The organism is Secundilactobacillus silagincola, from assembly GCF_002583405.1.
Classification (GTDB): Bacteria; Bacillota; Bacilli; order Lactobacillales; family Lactobacillaceae; genus Secundilactobacillus; species Secundilactobacillus silagincola.
This window is the reverse complement of the sequence record NZ_BCMJ01000008.1, coordinates 24,880-41,183: the sequence shown is the minus strand read 5'-3', so window position 1 is coordinate 41,183 and position 16,304 is coordinate 24,880. Positions and strand designations below refer to the sequence as shown.

General features: G+C 44.0%; 15 protein-coding genes. All 15 read left to right on the top strand.

Annotated elements, in window-relative coordinates; all coding sequences use genetic code 11:
• Positions 1–6: 6 nt before the first annotated feature.
• The 15 genes from CES82_RS09440 to CES82_RS09370 all read left to right on the top strand — a co-directional run bounded on the left by CES82_RS09440 (position 7) and on the right by CES82_RS09370 (position 16,241).
• Positions 7–1,026, top strand: coding sequence for a lysylphosphatidylglycerol synthase transmembrane domain-containing protein (locus tag CES82_RS09440; RefSeq protein WP_098825713.1), 1,020 nt, complete (start codon positions 7–9; stop codon positions 1,024–1,026).
• Between the two features lie 180 nt (positions 1,027–1,206).
• A complete protein-coding gene (gene ruvA, locus CES82_RS09435; RefSeq protein WP_098825711.1) occupies positions 1,207–1,806 on the top strand; it encodes a Holliday junction branch migration protein RuvA in 600 nt (199 codons plus the stop codon).
• 30 nt (positions 1,807–1,836) lie between these two features.
• On the top strand, positions 1,837–2,850 hold the full coding sequence (gene ruvB, locus CES82_RS09430) for a Holliday junction branch migration DNA helicase RuvB (protein WP_098825710.1): 1,014 nt from the start codon (positions 1,837–1,839) through the stop codon (positions 2,848–2,850).
• Between the two features lie 13 nt (positions 2,851–2,863).
• A complete protein-coding gene (gene queA / locus CES82_RS09425) occupies positions 2,864–3,898 on the top strand; it encodes a tRNA preQ1(34) S-adenosylmethionine ribosyltransferase-isomerase QueA (protein WP_098825708.1) in 1,035 nt (344 codons plus the stop codon).
• 71 nt (positions 3,899–3,969) lie between these two features.
• Entirely contained in the window at positions 3,970–5,112 is a 1,143-nt protein-coding gene (gene tgt / locus CES82_RS09420; protein WP_098825706.1) for a tRNA guanosine(34) transglycosylase Tgt, read from the top strand.
• Positions 5,113–5,219: 107 nt separating this feature from the next.
• A complete protein-coding gene (gene yajC, locus CES82_RS09415) occupies positions 5,220–5,609 on the top strand; it encodes a preprotein translocase subunit YajC (RefSeq protein ID WP_180245719.1) in 390 nt (129 codons plus the stop codon).
• A gap of 58 nt (positions 5,610–5,667) precedes the next feature.
• Positions 5,668–6,801 (top strand): DNA polymerase IV, encoded by a 1,134-nt coding sequence (gene dinB / locus CES82_RS09410; RefSeq protein ID WP_098825704.1) that lies wholly within the window; start codon positions 5,668–5,670, stop codon positions 6,799–6,801.
• A 132-nt stretch (positions 6,802–6,933) separates the two neighbouring features.
• Entirely contained in the window at positions 6,934–7,893 is a 960-nt protein-coding gene (locus CES82_RS09405; RefSeq protein WP_098825702.1) for a DHH family phosphoesterase, read from the top strand.
• Between the two features lies 1 nt (position 7,894).
• A complete protein-coding gene (locus CES82_RS09400) occupies positions 7,895–9,256 on the top strand; it encodes a DEAD/DEAH box helicase (protein ID WP_098825701.1) in 1,362 nt (453 codons plus the stop codon).
• 301 nt (positions 9,257–9,557) lie between these two features.
• Positions 9,558–12,203, top strand: coding sequence for an alanine--tRNA ligase (gene alaS / locus CES82_RS09395; protein WP_098825699.1), 2,646 nt, complete (start codon positions 9,558–9,560; stop codon positions 12,201–12,203).
• 144 nt (positions 12,204–12,347) lie between these two features.
• Positions 12,348–12,617, top strand: a complete 270-nt coding sequence (locus CES82_RS09390) for an IreB family regulatory phosphoprotein (RefSeq protein WP_089088721.1) — start codon at positions 12,348–12,350, stop codon at positions 12,615–12,617.
• A complete protein-coding gene (gene ruvX, locus CES82_RS09385; RefSeq protein ID WP_098825823.1) occupies positions 12,617–13,054 on the top strand; it encodes a Holliday junction resolvase RuvX in 438 nt (145 codons plus the stop codon). Before CES82_RS09390 ends, ruvX begins: the two co-directional genes overlap by 1 nt.
• 11 nt (positions 13,055–13,065) lie before the next feature.
• Complete coding sequence (locus CES82_RS09380) at positions 13,066–13,398, top strand: DUF1292 domain-containing protein (RefSeq protein WP_098825697.1); 333 nt, start codon at positions 13,066–13,068, stop codon at positions 13,396–13,398.
• Between the two features lie 120 nt (positions 13,399–13,518).
• Complete coding sequence (gene zapA / locus CES82_RS09375; RefSeq protein WP_225364888.1) at positions 13,519–13,812, top strand: cell division protein ZapA; 294 nt, start codon at positions 13,519–13,521, stop codon at positions 13,810–13,812.
• A gap of 71 nt (positions 13,813–13,883) precedes the next feature.
• Positions 13,884–16,241 (top strand): endonuclease MutS2, encoded by a 2,358-nt coding sequence (locus CES82_RS09370; RefSeq protein ID WP_098825693.1) that lies wholly within the window; start codon positions 13,884–13,886, stop codon positions 16,239–16,241.
• Positions 16,242–16,304 lie beyond the last annotated feature (63 nt).

Genomic DNA, 16,304 nt, shown 5'->3' with positions numbered 1-16,304 from the left:
ATTACTATGTCGAGACGTAATAAAATTGCATTGTTCCTAATCATACTACTGGGTGTTTCAATCTTCGGTTACTCATTACGGGACATTAAACTCAATATTTTAATCCGTGATTTTACGACGATTCACCAAGGCTGGCTGTTAGTTGCGGTGGCCTGTATGCTACTGTACTTCTTGTTGGAAGGACTAGTGGTGAAGGTTTTTGCGGATGAACGGCTGGGACAATATTCGTTTAAAAGTGCGCTGCGAATTCCGTTGATCGAGCAGCTGTTCAACGGTATCACACCCTTTTCATCCGGTGGACAGCCAGCTCAATTAATTGCCATGCTGCAAAGTGGTATTGATGGTGGCAAAGCCAGCTCAATTTTGTTGATGAAATTCATCGTTTACCAGGCCATGATCGTCATCAACTTCTTGATTGCCTTGATTATTGGCTTTCATTATATGGTCAGTAAGATGAGTTACTTATCGTTGTTCGTGGTGTTTGGGTTTGTCATTCACTTCGCCGTGATCATCGGCTTGTTTTTAGTGATGTTTTGGCCGCAGTTCACCAAGAAGGCCATGCGTATTGTGATGATTCCCGTTCGCTGGTTTACTAGTGCAGAAAAGACTAACGCCTGGATCGTTAGGCTGGATACGAAGATCGATTTATTTTATCAGGAAAGTGTTCAGCTCATTGGTCAATGGAAGTTATTGCTGAAGGTGATCGTGATTACCTTCTTCCAGTTGATGTTTTACTACTTAGTGCCGTATTTTATTATGCTTTCGCTGGGATACACTCAGGCCAATATTGTAATGATCACTTCTTTACACGTTTTGATCGTCATGGTGATTTCCATTTTTCCAATTCCTGGTGGGTCCGGTGGGGCTGAATATGCCTTTACGGTACTTTTTAGTTCGTATATCACGAATTCTAGTAAGTTAGTGCTTGCAATGCTGCTTTGGCGGCTGCTGACCTATTATCTAGGCATTGTTGCAGGTATAATTGCGTTAGCAGTGAAACCGGATAAAATTAAACTTAAGTCTTGAAAAGTGCGGCATTTAAGCCCATGCTAGACGTTAAAAATAACCTGATTATTGGTCTACAAAGCCGATAAATCGGGTTTTATTAGTTTACGAGACTACCTTGCCTGTCGGCCGTTATTCATGTTACAATCTCATAAGCAAACATACGTTTACTTAAATTATAGAACTGGAGCTATCGTAGAAATGTATGAGTATTTAAATGGTCAAGTTGTCGACATTCAGCCTGCTTACATTGTGCTTGATGTTAACGGAGTGGGTTACCTGGTTCGGGTGGCTAATCCGTTTCGGTTTGAAGTCGGTGACGACCTTACCAAAGTTTATATTCATCAGACGATTAGTGATACTGCTCAGACGTTATACGGATTCAGTTCACTAAAGGAAAAACAGTTATTTGAGAAATTACTGGCAGTGTCCGGTATTGGCGCTAAAAGCGCCTTGGCAATTCTAGCAAACGGTGACCAACAGGCAATCGTAGAAGCCATCAGCCAAGACAACGTGAGTTATTTGACGAAGTTTCCTGGGATTGGGAAGAAAACCGCTCAACAAATTGTGCTGGATTTGAAGGATAAGTTAGACGAGTTTTCGGCAAATAGTTTATTTGATAAACCACATCCTTCAATTTCATCAACTGACAACGCTGCTTTAGCTGACGCACTAGAAGCCTTAACTGCACTAGGGTATAAAGACCGTGATATTAAGCGGGTAGAAAAGACGTTGCAAAGTGAACCCGAACAAACCACGGATGCTTATTTAAGTGCTGCACTGAAACTATTAACGAATTAGTAACAAGGATGAAGTCAAGGGGGCGAGCAGATGACCGAAGATAACCGAATAGTTGCCGGTGATAAACAAGACGAAGCAGAAACATCCATTGAACAGTCGCTTCGCCCTAGCAGTTTATCGACGTACATCGGTCAGACCGGCTTAAAACGGGAACTGAGTGTTTATATTCGTGCTGCTAAAAAGCGCGAGGAAGCATTGGACCACGTTCTTTTATATGGGCCTCCTGGACTTGGGAAAACAACCTTAGCCATGATTATTGCTAGTGAAATGCAAGTGGGTATCAAGACGACTAGTGGCCCGGCCATTGAAAAAACGGGTGACCTAGTGGCACTGCTAAATGAGCTTAATCCTGGTGACGTCTTATTTATTGACGAAATTCATCGGCTACCAAAAGTAGTGGAAGAAATGCTGTATTCGGCAATGGAAGATTTCTTCATTGATATTGTTGTGGGGCAGGGACCGACAGCCCACCCAATCCATTTTCCACTGCCACCCTTTACGTTGATTGGGGCGACTACCCGGGCGGGGCTTTTATCAGCACCTTTACGAGATCGTTTCGGTATTGTGGGCCATATGGCTTATTACAATACGACTGAATTAGAACAAATCGTGAAGCGTTCTGCTAAAATTTTAAACTCACCGATCCAGGAAGAAGGGGCACACGAGATTGCCCGTCGTTCAAGGGGGACGCCACGAATCGCTAACCGTTTATTAAAACGAATTCGTGATTTTGCTGAAGTTTCGGAACACCACGACTCCATCGATCGGACCATTGTTCAGCATGCCTTACAAATGCTGCAGGTTGATGACGAAGGGTTGGATCAGACTGATATTAAACTACTGGAGACCATGATTCGCTTTTATAATGGCGGGCCGGTTGGCTTGAATACATTAGCTGCAAATATTGGTGAAGAAACCGATACGGTAGCAGAAATGTACGAACCATTTCTATTGCAAAAGGGTTTTATTAAACGAACGGCTCGTGGACGAATGGTGACACCACTGGCCTATGAACATCTTGGAATAACGCCTGACAACAAGTGAAAGGACCTTCATAATGACACTAACAACTGAAGATTTTGATTACGATTTACCACACGAACTGATTGCCCAGACACCGATTGAAAAACGGGATGCCTCCCGATTACTTGTTTTAGATCACGAAACCGGTGAAATGGCTGACAAACATTTTTACGACATTATCGATTATTTGAATCCCGGCGATGCTGTGGTAATGAATAATTCTCGAGTAATGCCAGCGCGAATCTATGGTGTTAAGCCAGATACTGGCGGACATGCAGAGGTACTGTTACTGCATAATACCAAGGGTGACGAATGGGAGACACTGATGAAGCCAGCTAAACGGATCAGAGTCGGTTCCGTTATTAGCTTTGGTGATGGTTTGTTAACCGCGACAGTAACTAAGGAACTGGAACATGGCGGTCGGATGATCGAATTTCATTACGACGGCATCTTCATGGAGATCCTTGAAAAACTTGGTGAGACGCCATTACCACCTTATATTAAAGAAAAGCTCGATGATCCGGAACGGTATCAAACGGTTTATGCCAAAACGCCGGGTTCTGCGGCTGCCCCTACAGCTGGTCTGCACTGGACTAAAGAGTTGTTACAAAAGGTGCAGGACAAGGGCATTAAGTTGGTTTATCTGACACTTCACGTAGGCTTGGGAACTTTCCGGCCAGTGGACGAAAAGAATATCGAAGATCACAAGATGCATTCGGAATTTTACCAACTGTCGGAAGAATCAGCTAAGACCTTGAATGAAGTTCGTGAAAACGGTGGGCGCATCGTCGCTACCGGGACCACTTCCATTCGGACGTTAGAAACAATTGGGACTAAGTTCAATGGTGAAATCAAAGCTGATTCTGGCTGGACCGATATCTTCATTAAACCGGGTTACAAGTGGCAAGTCGTTGATGCCTTTATTACTAACTTCCATTTGCCTAAATCGACATTGGTGATGTTAGTGGCCGCTTTCACTGGTCGCGACAATATTTTAAATGCTTATCAGCATGCCATCGAAGAACGCTATCGTTTCTTTAGCTTCGGTGATGCCATGTTCATTAAATAGTAATTGTATGACGACCTTTTGCTGCTGATAATGGCAAAGGGCCGTTGTTAGTTAAATACGGAGGAATAGCAATGGAACCAGCGATTAAATATCGCCTTATCAAAACTGAAAAAGATACTGGTGCGCGGCTAGGTGAACTAATTACGCCCCACGGCACTTTTCCAACACCGATGTTTATGCCGGTGGGGACACAAGCCACCGTTAAATCACTGGCCCCCGAAGAGTTAGATGAGATGGGTGCTGGTGTGATCTTAGCGAATACTTATCATCTATGGCTTCAGCCAGGGGAAGATTTAGTTAAAGAAGCTGGTGGACTGCATAAATTCATGAATTGGCACAAGCCAATCTTAACTGATTCTGGTGGCTTTCAAGTCTTTTCTTTAGCAGAGAACCGTAATATTACGGAAGAAGGGGTTCACTTCAGGAATCCTTCTAACGGTGATCGGATGTTCCTATCACCCGAAAAAGCGATGCAGATTGAAAACGACCTGGGACCCGACATTATGATGAGTTTGGATGAATGCCCGCCGTTTTTTGAGAGTTATGACTACATTAAGCATTCAGTTGAGCGGACTTCGCGGTGGGCAGAACGGGGCTTAAAGGCCCACGCTAATCCTGACTGGCAAGGGCTGTTCGGAATTGTTCAAGGGGCCGGATATGAGGATTTACGTCGTCAGTCCGCCCACGATCTTGTCAGCATGGATTTCCCTGGTTATTCCATCGGTGGACTTTCAGTGGGTGAATCCAAGGCTGAGATGAATCGGGTGCTTGATTTTACGGCGCCCATGCTACCAACTAATAAGCCACGTTATTTAATGGGTGTTGGGTCACCGGATTCGCTGATTGATGGTGTGATGCGCGGCATTGATATGTTTGACTGCGTGCTGCCGACCCGAATTGCTCGTCGCGGTACCTGCATGACGAGTCATGGTCGCCTGACAGTGAAAAACGCTAAGTACGCCCGTGATTTTTCACCCATTGATGATCAGTGTGACTGTTACACGTGTCGTAATTACACCCGTGCCTATATTCGCCACTTATTCAAAGCGGATGAAAGTTTCGGCCTGCGATTAACGAGTTATCATAATTTATATTTTTTGTTGCATCTGATGCAAAAAGTGCGTGAAGCTATCATGGCGGATAATTTACTGGATTTTCGGGCTAATTTCTTCGAAGAATACGGATATAATCAGCCAAATCCTAAAAATTTCTAATATTTGATAGACTGATAGCCGAATTTTTGTTAAATTATAGAGTAGACAAAGGTGGGTGAAAGAATTTGAACGTTTTAGCAAGCTCGAACGCTGGGGGTTACTCCAGCATGTTGTTGATTGTGGTGATGATCGTTGCAATGTACTTCTTGATGATCCGGCCACAACGTAAGCAACAAAAGAAGCATCAAGATACGTTGAACCAACTGAAAAAGGGCGATCACGTTGTTACCATTGGTCGACTTCACGGTGTGATCGATGAGATCAACATGGAAGCTAAGACAGTGACACTTGATTGTGACGGGATTTATTTGGTCTTTGACTTAAATGCCATCGCATCAGTGACCCAACGTTCTGCCGCTAGTGAAGTTACTAGCGCCGCAGCAGCTGAAGAAAAACCAGCTGAACCAACTGAAGATGACAAAGCTGAAACGGCTGAAGCAACGCCTTCAGACGCAGCAACTGATGATTCGACAGATGATACCAAAGCTGAAAAGTAGCTTTTATCTCCCTTTTTATCAAGGGAGATTTTTTATTTTGTAAAGAGGGGGCGTCAGTTTGGATAATCCAGTGCATGTTGATGATAGTCGTCAAATCTTGCATGTCGATATGGATGCCTTTTACGCCTCCATCGAGCAGCGCGATACACCCGCCTATAAGAAACAGCCCTTAGTAATTTCTCGTGATCCGCGGCAAACAGGTGGTCGAGGAGTTGTGACTACCGCCAACTATGTGGCCAGAAAGTTTGGCATTCATTCGGCAATGCCGGCTCAGCAGGCATTAAAACTGTGTCCAAAAGCGGTGTTTGTGACACCAAATTTTCACCATTACCGGGCCATTTCTGATCACATTCACCGCATTTTTCATGAATACACCGATATTATTGAAACTGTCGCATTCGATGAAGCATATCTGGATGTGACTCAAAATAAATTGAAAATCGAAGATCCGGTTGAACTGGCTGTTCGCTTACAAGCCGAAATTTGGGATCAGACTCATTTAACTAGTTCAATCGGTATTTCTTATAGTAAGTTTCTTGCTAAGGAAGCGTCTGATTACCGCAAACCGGTGGGCATTACCATTATTCACGCTGAAGATGCTCACGACTTTTTAATGCAGCTGCCAATTGAGCGGTTCCGCGGAGTAGGTAAGAAAACGGTCCCTAAAATGCATGATTTAAACATTCTTACTGGGCAAGACCTGTACGCTTGGGATGAACTAGACTTAATCAACAAGTTTGGTCGCTTTGGCGAAATCTTGTATCAACGTGTTCGTGGTGCAGACGATCGCCCCGTGGAATACCAGCGGGAACGCAAATCCATTGGTAACGAAACGACTTACTGGCCGTTTTTGACCAATCGCAGTGAAGTCGATACGCAGTTAGATAAGCTGGCATCGATGTTAGCTGAAACGGTAAAGAAACAGCAAATGCACGGCCGTACCCTAGTATTAAAAGTCCGCTATGGTGATTTTAAAACCAAAACTAAACGGACTACGCAGCCCGATTTTTTAGCTAATGATCCCCAACTGTATGCGCAAATGGCTAAAGACATTATGAACACGTTGCCAGATAATCCAGAAGGGGTTCGGTTGCTTGGTATTACCTTAACTGGGTTAGCACCGATCACGTTTGAAAACATTGCGTTAGACCTATTCGAGCATGAACAGCGCCGAAAGTATCATGAGAGTTAACAAAAATGGCAGATTTGAGTTATGATTTACAGGTAAATAATTTTTAAGTCATTCGTTATGGCTTCTTGCTTTCGGTGACTAGACAACTTATACTGATAGGACGACTAAGCGAGTTGAAAGGTGATACTCAGCATGACATTAAAAGAAACACAGACTGAAATATTAAAGGCAATCAAACAACATCAAACGATTATTATTCATAGACACCAACGGCCAGACCCAGACGCAATCGGTTCTCAGATGGGGTTAGCAGGGATTTTAAAAGCCAGTTTTCCTGATAAAAAAATCTATGCGGTTGGTAAACAATACCCTGGTTTCGATTGGTTAGGCAAAACGGATACGATCGAAGATGATGTGTATAAGGACGCGTTGGTACTTGTTTTGGATACGGCTAATCAGCCGCGAATTGACGATGACCGCTACAGCAAGGGTGACCAGCTGATTAAAATTGATCATCATCCTAACGATGACCAGTTTGGCGATCCAATGTGGGTATCACCAGAGGCTTCCAGCACGTCAGAGTTAGTCTTCGATTTTTATACTGCGATGCAGCCAGAATTGACTTGCACGGCTGAAGCTGCCAGGGTGCTGTATGCTGGTATCGTCGGTGATACAGGCCGATTCATGTATCCATCAACCTCAACCCACACTATGAAAGTAGCTGGTGAGTTAATGCAGTTCGATTTTTCTGCCAGTGATGTTAATCAAAAAGAAGACGAAATTTCAATTCCGTTAGCGCGACTATCAGCTTACGTCTACGAAAACTTAACCATTTTACCCAGTGGTGCAGCGTATATCAAACTGAGTGATGAGGTATTGGAACCCTTCAAACTCGGGGATGAATCTACCAGTTCAGTTGTGCCATTACCAGGCCGGCTGAAGGAAGTTTCTGCTTGGGCAATTTTCGTGGAATCTAAAGACCACACTTACCGGATTCGGTTACGGTCAAAGGGTCCAGCCATTAATGAATTAGCGAAGCGACACGGTGGCGGCGGACACGCTTTAGCCAGCGGTGCCGTGGCTCACGACGATGATGAAATCAAGCAAGTCGTTAAAGAACTAGACGCCCTATTGTCAAAACAAGGAGAATAACATGAGTCAAACTTTTGAAGAGTTCGGTTTAAAGCCCTTTTTAAACGAGGCAGTGGCAGAACTCGGTTTCACAGAACCAACCGGGATTCAAGAAAAATTGATTCCCGTGATCCGCGCCGGAAAGAGTGTGATTGGTCAGTCAGAAACAGGTAGCGGGAAGACCCACGCCTTTTTGCTACCAATTTTCGATGCGTTAGACCCAGAGACCCACGAAGTTCAAGCAGTCATTACAACACCTAGCCGTGAATTGGCTTATCAAATTTATGGGGATGCGAAGCAATTGGCTAAGCACAGTCCTCAGCCCATTCGGATCGGTAACTACGTCGGTGGTACGGATAAGAAACGTCAAATTGAAAAATTGGAACGTGAACAGCCCGAATTAGTCATTGGCACACCAGGACGAATTCGTGATTTAATTAAAAACGGTGCGCTCGACGTGCATACGGCTGCGCAATTTGTTGTGGATGAAGCGGATATGACCCTTGATTTAGGTTTCTTAGCTGACGTTGATCAAATTGCTGCAAGAATGCCTGAACGCTTGCAAATGATGGTCTTTTCAGCAACGATTCCTGCCAAGTTACGGCCATTTTTGAAGAAATACATGGACAATCCAGTGGTAGAAGAAATCCCAGTTAAGTCAGTGATCAGTCCGACCATTGATAACTGGTTGCTACCAACGAAGGGTCACTCGAAGAACGAGTTGATCTATCAGTTGCTGACCATGGGTGAACCCTATTTAGCTTTGGTTTTTGCTAACACCAAGCAACGAGTAGTAGAAATTGCCGATTACCTTAAAGCACAAGGCTTAAAGGTTGCTGTGATCCACGGTGACGTTCCAGCCCGGCAGCGTAAACGGGTGATGCGTGAGATTCAAAACCTGGACTTCCAATTTGTGGTGGCTACTGATTTAGCCGCTCGAGGCATTGATATCGATGGCGTTTCCCACGTGATCAACGATGGTATTCCTGACGACCTCGATTACTTTATTCACCGGGTCGGCCGGACGGGTCGGAAAGGCTTGCCAGGAACAGCCATTACTTTTTACACGCCTGATCAAGAAGAACAGATTCAGGAACTTGAAGATATGGGGATCGTGTTTAAACCCAAGCAGATCAAGAATGGCGAAGTTGTTGATTCCTTTGACCGTAACCGGCGTAAGAAGCGTGGCCCTCGAGCAAAGAAGATTTCTGGCTCATTGGCGGGTAGAATTCAGAAGAAAAAGAGGACTGTCAAACCAGGCTACAAGAAGAACATCAAAAAGGCGATTTCTAAGGAACAATGGTTTGAACACCGTGTTGAAATGCGTCAAAAGAACCGAACCAATCGAAAGAACAAAAAAGCTTCATCACAGCGTTACAAATAATCTGCGAACTTGCTTAATCGATATGGTAAAGCAGGTTGCATGAATTTTGTAAAAAATGTATACTAATATGCGTATTAATTGCGAGGATATGCTTAGCGGCCGGACTTTTAAGAAACGTTTTGGCTGATGTGAAAAACGATTCCCATGCTGAGTGCTCCCTTGTAAAGAATTAAATAACCGTTGCTCAGCGCATTGAGCCTTAAGAGGTAAACGATCAAACATCGTTGCAAGTAAAGTGGTACCGCGTCTATGGCGTCTTTACTAGCAGCGGTGTTTTATTATTTTAAAAAGGAGAAAGATATTGAAAAAATTAAGCAGCAGTGAAATTCGCCAGATGTATCTGGATTTCTTTAAGAGCAAGGGTCACACAATCATGCCTAGTGCTTCACTAGTGCCAGTTGATGATCCAACTTTGCTATGGATCAACTCAGGTGTTGCCACCATGAAGAACTATTTTAACGGTTCCGTTGTGCCAAAGAACCCACGGATGACCAGTTCTCAAAAGTCTATTCGGACTAACGATATTGAAAACGTTGGCCGGACTGCTCGACACCATACCTTATTTGAAATGCTCGGTAATTTTTCAGTTGGTGATTATTTCAAGGATGAAGCTATTGCCTGGGCTTGGGAACTGTTAACTTCCGATGACTGGTTTGGCTGGGATCCAGAAAAATTGTACATTACCGTTTATCCAGAAGATGATGCTGCTAAGAAGCGCTGGGAAGAAGTAGGCGTGGCACCAGATCATATTGTGGAGCAAGAAGATAACTTCTGGGACATCGGTGAGGGTCCTTCAGGTCCAGATAGTGAAATTTTCTACGATCGTGGCCAATCTTTTAATAACTTGGCTGAAGATGATCCAGAAAACTATCCTGGCGGTGAAAACGAACGTTACTTGGAAATCTGGAACATTGTGTTCTCACAGTTCAACCATGAACCAGATGGCTCGTACAAGCCATTACCACGTAAAAACATTGATACTGGGATGGGGCTGGAACGAGTGGTTTCCGTTTTCCAAAATGCCAAAACGAACTTTGAAACTGACCTCTTCTTACCAATGATTCACGCTACTGAATCATACAGTGACGGTAAAAAGTATGGTCAGGATCCTAAACTAGATATTTCGTTCAAGGTGATTGCTGACCACTCTAGAGCCATTACGTTTGCTATCGGGGACGGTGCCTTACCTTCTAATGAAGGCCGTGGCTACGTTATTCGTCGCTTGATCAGACGGGCCGTTGTCAATGGCCAAAAACTTGGTATTCAAGGTGCTTTCCTTTACAAACTGGTTCCCGTCGTTGGTGAAGCAATGAAGGCTTACTATCCTGAAGTGCTGCAAAACAGTGATTATATCGCTCAAGTTGTGAAGTCTGAAGAAGATCGCTTTAACGAAACCTTGTCTGATGGGTTGAATTTACTGAACTCATTGATTGCTGAAACCAAGAAGAGCGGCAAGTCTGAAATCGATGGTGCAGAAGCCTTCAAACTTTACGATACTTATGGGTTCCCAGTTGAACTTACCCGGGAATACGCTTTTGACGATCATATTACAGTTGATGAGGACGGTTTTAAGGCTGAAATGAAGAAGCAACGGGATCGCGCCCGTAAAGCCCGTAATACCGATAACTCAATGGGTGTGCAATCCGATGTTTTAGTTGGCGTTAAATCACCAAGTGAATACGTTGGTTACACGCAGTTAGAAGTTAAAAATGCTAAAATAACGGACATCGTGGCTGACGGAAAGTTAACGGATGCTACTGAAGGCGAAGTTGCCCAAGTCATTTTTGACAAGACACCGTTCTATGCTGAAATGGGCGGTCAAGTTGCTGATAAGGGTGATGTTTTAGACGAAAACGGCAATTTAATTGCCACCGTTGAAGACGTGCAACATGCACCAAATGGTCAAAACCTGCACACTTTGAAGCTGCACCGCGGTATTAAAGTTGGCGACCAAATGACGCTTAAAGTCGATGCTCATTTTCACAGTAAAGTTGAGAAAAACCATACGGCAACTCACCTGTTGGATCAAGCATTGAGAAACGTGTTCGGTGGTCATACGCAGCAAGCAGGTTCACTGGTTGAACCAAACTATTTGCGGTTTGATTTTACCCACTTTGGTCAAGTTACTGAAGAAGATCTCGCCAAGGTAGAAGCCATCGTTAATGAGAAGATTTTTGAAGAAATCCCTGTGACAACTACGGTGACTGACCAAGAAACCGGTAAGAAAATGGGCGCCATTGCACTATTTAGCGACAAGTATGGCGACAAAGTCCGGGTGGTTTCAGTTGGCGACTTCTCCATCGAATTTTGTGGTGGGACTCACGTCAAGAATACCAACGAACTGGGTCTATTTAAGATCACCTCGGAAACGGGTATCGGTGCTGGTACTCGACGAATCGAAGCCGTCACTGCGGGTGATGCTTACGAATACCTTGAAAAGCACGACCAAATCTTGACGAATGCGGCTGCTACATTGAAGTCACAAAAAGTTGAAGATGTTCCCGTAAAGATTCAGCAACTGCAAGAACAAATTAAGACGTTGTCGAATAAAGCGGACAGTTTGGAAGCGAAACTTGCTAGTCAACAAGCCGGTGCCATTTTTGATAACGTTCAAGATGTTAACGGTAAAAAGTTGATCACCGGTGTGGTTCAAGTTTCCTCTATGGATCAGTTGCGTCAGCTGGCTGATACTTGGCGTCAAAAGGAATTATCCGACGTGTTAGTATTAGGTGCTGAAGTGGGCGAAAAGGCTAACTTGATCGTGGCCGTCAATGACGATACTATTAAGGCCGGTGTTAAAGCCGGTGACTTAATCAAAGCGATTTCACCAAAAATTAATGGTGGCGGCGGTGGCCGGCCAAACCTCGCACAGGCGGGTGGTAAGAACCCAGCAGGTTTGCAGGATGCCATGACCGAAGCTGCAAAATGGCTGTCAAATTTAGGCTAACGTGTTAGACTTTACTTACTAGGTTGAAAAAGCGTTCAATTGCTGTTTAATATATTTCATTCCAATTACAACGCTCCACAACCATTGTCGTTCTTGACCATATTAGGTAAAATAAGAACAAATAGCATTGGTGGAGGTGTGATCATGAGTACGTTAGATAAAACCATGTATTTTGATTTCGGTGATAAGAAGCCGAAAGATGTTCATGAGACATTGGTGACTGTGTACCAAGCGTTGGAGGAAAAGGGATATAATCCAATTAATCAGATCGTCGGGTACCTGTTATCCGGAGATCCGGCTTACATTCCTCGTATTAACGACGCCCGGAATTTGATTCGTAAGCATGAGCGCGACGAAATCATTGAAGAATTGGTTCGCTTCTACCTAAATGAGAATGGGACGGCTACTAAGTGATAAGATTAATGGGATTAGATGTAGGTTCAAGAACTGTCGGAGTTGCGGTGAGTGACATGCTCGGCTGGACTGCGCAGGGTATTGAGATCATTCGAATCAATGAAGAAGAAAAACAGTTTGGCATTGACCGAGTGAAGGAACTGGTTGAACATTATGAAGTGACCGGTTTCGTCTTAGGATTACCGAAGAACATGAACAACACGCTGGGACCTAGAGCCCAGGCTTCTCAAGATTATGGAGAATTATTGAAACAAACATTTGATTTACCAGTCGATTTTGAGGATGAACGGTTAACCACCGTCGAGGCTGAACGGATGTTAGTGGAAGAAGCAGACACTTCGCGTAAAAAGCGCAAAAAAGTGATCGATAAGCTAGCAGCCAGCTTGATTCTTCAGAACTACTTGGATCGCAAAGGCCCTTTAACAAAAGAAAAGTGAGGCAGACTAACATGAGTGAAAACAACGACGAACAACAAATTACAATGGTGGATGAAAACGGCAACGAGGAATTATATAACGTTCTGTTTACGTTTAAATCACCAGACTACAACAAATCTTACATTTTACTTTATCCAGCTGGTAAAGCTGACGATGAAGAAGTGGACATTCAAGCTTACCAACTTGCAGACGGTGATGATCCTGCCGATCCACAAGGCGGCGATTTGATTCCAATCGAAAACGATGATGAATGGGATATGGTTGAGTCAATGCTGAACACCTTCTTAAATGGTGGCGGTACTGATGCTTCCGATCAAGACTGGGGAGTACCAGATCCTAAGTAGATGAGTATTAGTGAGGTGGTATGCCAGCTTTAAGTCTGATATCATCCTCGTTCATTTAGCCGCTGGTCCGTTTGGGTCAGCGGCTAAATGAGTTTAATAGAGACTCTGGAGGTGAATCATTTGGACAACGCTAAAAAACCACAACCAGCTCGCAGACGCTTTAAAGCGGTAATTGACGGTCAAAGTTATACGATTGTCGGCAATCGAACCGAAGCTCATATGCAAGCTGTTACCGATTTGATGAATAAACAGCTTGCGCAGTTAAAAAAATTGGCACCTGATATGAGTAAGGAAGAAGCCTCGATTTTATTAGCTTTTAACGCGATATCCGATCAATTAGAAAAGACCGAAGCTTATGATCGCTTAAAAAAGCAGGATCAGGATGATGATCACACAAGTTCTCCTGAGTCCTAGCTTTAAAACGGTTTAACGGATTTCAGTAAGCATCATGAGTCACAACAGCATTTGAGTTATGGGAGTTAACGATGAATAACAAAATTTATAAAACGATGGCCTATGACCAAATCAAACAGCAGTTAAGACAGTATCTAGTTTCTGCTGCGGGTGATGCCGAGTTAAAAAAATTGGAGCCCAGCAGTAATCTCGACTGGGTTCAAGAACAGATTGACGAAACTAAAGATGGGGCAGATATTTACCGGCTAGAAAGTGGTATTCCGATTCCTAAGTTGGCCGATGTCAGTCCGCACTTAAAACGATTGGCGATTGAAGGGACGTTAAGCGGGACTGAGTTGGCGCAAATCAGCCAGGTCCTAAAAACGGTTCAGTCGGTAATTGGGTTCTTTGATGATTTAAACCAGCGTCCGGTTGAACTGCGTCGCTTGTACGACGTGGTCGGACAGTTAGTTCATTTACCCGATGTGAGTCGGCGGTTAAGTGTGTCATTGGAAGATAATGGTCGTCTAACCGATGAAGCTTCACCGGAATTACGCCGAATTAGGCGCCAGATCAATAATTTTGAAGGCACGATTCGTGATCAGATGGCGGGCTATACCCGGGGTAAAAACGCCAAGTATTTGAGTGATACTTTGGTGACGATCCGTGATGATCGGTACGTTTTGCCAGTCAAGGCAGAGTATAAGCAGCATTTCGGCGGTATTGTCCACGACCAAAGTGCCAGTGGTCAAACACTCTACATTGAGCCAGAATCAGTGGTTAGTAAGAATAATCAGCTACGTGAATCACAAATCGCTGAGCGGCAAGAAGAACGGCGAATTTTATTGGAATTGTCCAATTTACTTCGACCTTATCAAGAAGATATTCAGAATAACGCAACAATTCTGGGACATTTAGACTTTGTTAACGCAAAGGCGCGTTATGCGCACGATTTAAAAGCGACGGAGCCAATCTTGTCACCGGAAAACCAGATTGCGCTACGTCAAGCGCGTCATCCCTTGATCGATCCTAAAAGAGTTGTTGCCAATGATATTGCTTTAGGTAAGGATTACAAGGCAATTATTGTCACTGGACCAAACACTGGTGGGAAAACCATTACGCTTAAAACGGTTGGTCTCACTCAGTTGATGGCCCAGTCCGGTCTTTTTATTTCTGCGGATGAGCATTCACAAGTTGGTTTATTTGACGAAGTGTTTGCTGATATCGGTGATGATCAGTCGATTGAACAAAATTTAAGTACCTTCTCGTCCCATATTGAAAATATCGTGTCAATATTAGGCGCTGCCAGTGATCACAGTTTGATCTTGGTGGATGAACTGGGCGCTGGGACTGATCCGCAAGAAGGGGCAGCACTGGCAATGGCTATTTTGGATAAAATCGGCGCTATGGGCAGCGAAGTCATTGCAACGACCCACTATCCTGAATTAAAAGCCTATGGGTATAATCGACCGGAAACAATCAATGCCAGCATGGAGTTCGATACTGAAACTTTGAAACCAACGTATCGATTGCTAATTGGTATTCCGGGACGCAGTAATGCTTTGGAAATTGCGACACGTTTGGGACTTGAATCGACCATTATCGATGAAGCTCGTAGTCTGACTGATGATGACAGTCAAGATTTGAATAATATGATTGCTGATTTAACGGCTCAAAAGCGGCAGGCTGATTTAGATGCTACAGCAGCTGCCAAAAACTTGGCGGAAGCAGAGCAGCTAGAAAAAGATTTGAAAGATAAGTTTGACGGTTATCTGAAACAAAAAGATCAGCTGATGGAGCAGGCTAAAGACGATGCCAATAAGCTGGTGGAAAAGACGCGGTTGCGTGCGGATGAGATCATCAAAGATATCCGTAAGAAGCAACTTAAAGCGGGCAAGACAGTAATTAAGGAAGACCAGTTAATTGATGCTAAAGGCCAAATTAACGCCTTACAGCAGGATCAGCGCCTGAAGAAGAACCGGGTCTTAAACCGTGAAAAGAAGCGGCACAACTTCAAAATTGGTGATGAAGTCGTGGTGCGGTCCTATGGTCAACGAGGTGTGATTATGGATAAAATCGATAATCATCACTTTGAAGTCCAAATGGGCATCTTGAAGATGAAGATTGAGGATACTGATCTGGAACGGGCAGCACCTGAAAAGCAAGCACCGAAACCGCGAGCAACGGTTACCCGAACTCGTTCTAATGGTGTATCACCGACCTTAGATTTACGGGGACACCGCTACGAAGAGGCCATGGCAGAGGTTGATCGGTTCATTGATTCAGCTCTTTTGGCAGGCTATCCGTCAGTCACCATCATTCACGGAAAAGGGACTGGTGCACTGCGAAAGGGTGTTACTGAATACCTGCAGTCTAATCCAAGGATCAAGTCCTTTGGTTTTTCACCGGCTAATGCTGGTGGTGATGGGTCGACCATCGTTAAGCTTTAAACGCTAAATACTTGTTCTTTTGAGAAAATCTGATACACTTACTAAAGGTAAACAAATAAAGGA

Coding starts and splice junctions, on each gene's coding strand:
- CES82_RS09390 (WP_089088721.1), top strand. CDS start 12,348: ATGAGTACGTTAGATAAAACCATGTATTTTGATTTCGGTGATAAGAAG.
- queA (WP_098825708.1), top strand. CDS start 2,864: ATGACACTAACAACTGAAGATTTTGATTACGATTTACCACACGAACTG.
- ruvB (WP_098825710.1), top strand. CDS start 1,837: ATGACCGAAGATAACCGAATAGTTGCCGGTGATAAACAAGACGAAGCA.
- CES82_RS09400 (WP_098825701.1), top strand. CDS start 7,895: ATGAGTCAAACTTTTGAAGAGTTCGGTTTAAAGCCCTTTTTAAACGAG.
- CES82_RS09380 (WP_098825697.1), top strand. CDS start 13,066: ATGAGTGAAAACAACGACGAACAACAAATTACAATGGTGGATGAAAAC.
- ruvA (WP_098825711.1), top strand. CDS start 1,207: ATGTATGAGTATTTAAATGGTCAAGTTGTCGACATTCAGCCTGCTTAC.
- CES82_RS09370 (WP_098825693.1), top strand. CDS start 13,884: ATGAATAACAAAATTTATAAAACGATGGCCTATGACCAAATCAAACAG.
- tgt (WP_098825706.1), top strand. CDS start 3,970: ATGGAACCAGCGATTAAATATCGCCTTATCAAAACTGAAAAAGATACT.
- yajC (WP_180245719.1), top strand. CDS start 5,220: ATGTTGTTGATTGTGGTGATGATCGTTGCAATGTACTTCTTGATGATC.
- CES82_RS09405 (WP_098825702.1), top strand. CDS start 6,934: ATGACATTAAAAGAAACACAGACTGAAATATTAAAGGCAATCAAACAA.
- CES82_RS09440 (WP_098825713.1), top strand. CDS start 7: ATGTCGAGACGTAATAAAATTGCATTGTTCCTAATCATACTACTGGGT.